General features: G+C 39.6%; 2 protein-coding genes and 1 tRNA gene. 1 reads left to right on the top strand and 2 read right to left on the bottom strand.

Features of this window, described 5'->3' with window-relative positions; all coding sequences use genetic code 11:
* Positions 1–199: 199 nt before the first annotated feature.
* Complete coding sequence (locus tag CWC17_RS18790; RefSeq protein ID WP_004589192.1) at positions 200–502, bottom strand: DUF6172 family protein; 303 nt, start codon at positions 500–502, stop codon at positions 200–202.
* Between the two features lie 190 nt (positions 503–692).
* Positions 693–1,220: a VC2046/SO_2500 family protein gene (locus tag CWC17_RS18785; protein WP_138541810.1), complete on the bottom strand. Its 528-nt coding sequence runs from the start codon at positions 1,218–1,220 to the stop codon at positions 693–695.
* 112 nt (positions 1,221–1,332) lie between these two features.
* Between CWC17_RS18785 and CWC17_RS18780 the strand changes: the two genes are divergently transcribed.
* Positions 1,333–1,417: transfer RNA gene (locus CWC17_RS18780), tRNA-Tyr, on the top strand.
* Positions 1,418–1,420: the final 3 nt, after the last annotated feature.

Here is a 1,420-nt window from a genome sequence, read left to right as displayed (position 1 = left end):
GCTGCCCTTGGGGTTCTGCCTAGGGGCGATAAACTCTTTGTTACTCGATTTTTACTTAGCCCACTAGGTTACAAACCTCGCGCCGCGATTTAATCGCCCCTAGATTGAACAAATTTCAATCCGCAAAGATCTACACGCCCTAGCTAAAACAAAAAATGGACCATTTAGGTCCATTTTCTACAATATTGCTATTGGGTTTTTATTCATCATCATCTAAATCGAACGATTCACGCTGCGCAGGTCTAGCTAAAATCTCAACATAGAATGAAGTAAGCGCCTGCTTTTCGATTTCGCTGATCTTGTTGTTAATTTCAGCTACGTGAACAACTTCGGCATCATCGGCACTTGTGCCAAACTTACAGTCAAACGCCCAGTAATCAGCTTCAACAGGTAGCGTTTTATTGCGCTCTCTTTTCAAATATTTTTTCACTTCATGCTTTGCAGCATCAACCATACGAGGGTATTTGATTTTCTCATGATTTAGCGTGAATGTTTTCTTCATTACGTTCCTAATTACCTTGATTTAATGATAATGGCACTCAAGTCATACCATTTGCAGCCATTATAGCAATTGCATTTAATTTGTGGATGCTTTTTTTAAACAAAAAAAGAATTGTTCTATTTTATTGCATAACCGATTATTAAATATAAGGTGTTTTAGGCTTTTAAAACGCACAAGTGTTAAATTATTTTTATGCGTTAGCAACAAGCAATGGCTTATGTATAGCCTCATTAGTTAAATCGTCATAAAATGCTGCGGCGTCCATTTGTGGACTTGCAAGCGCGGTGTGCGTGTCATTTAAGCGTCTGCGTACTGATAGTTCACAATTATCGATTACTGTTAAAGGAATATGTAACTTATCATCTCTAATCGCTAGTGGCTCAGGGTTTAAGCAGTGACTTAATTTTATTGCTTTCATACCTGCTTGCTCACCTTGTTGAACAATCACCGATGCGTGCTCTTGCCCTATGCTCATATCAAATTTATCGGGAGCTAATAATTGCTTTGGCCCAGCACCAAAGCGCTCCCTTAACTGTTCTTCGTCTACATAAGCACTATGTGTCTCACTTTTTGGCAAGTGAAATTGACTAAAATCCAGCGCATCATGCGATAGCATCGCTAATAAAAGTGAGAATTCACCTCTGCGATTTTCATGCACACTTTTATTTAGCCTGGTCTTTAGCTGACTCTCTGTGATTAACAAATCATCGATTTGCATAGTCTTTAGCCGATTATGATAACTGGTAGATATTTATCGGCTTTATTTCAAATTTCTTTAGCTTTTTTCTTTACTTAAATACGCAGTTTGCTATTATCAGCGCCGTTGCATTGGAGGGGTTCCCGAGCGGCCAAAGGGATCAGACTGTAAATCTGACGGCTCAGCCTTCGCTGGTTCGAATCCAGCTCCCTCCACCACTT

Origin of the sequence: Pseudoalteromonas sp. S3785, from assembly GCF_005887365.1 — a bacterium.
Lineage (GTDB): Bacteria > Pseudomonadota > Gammaproteobacteria > Enterobacterales > Alteromonadaceae > Pseudoalteromonas.
The sequence above is the reverse complement of the archived record's forward strand: the minus strand, read 5'-3'. Positions and strand labels throughout refer to the sequence as shown.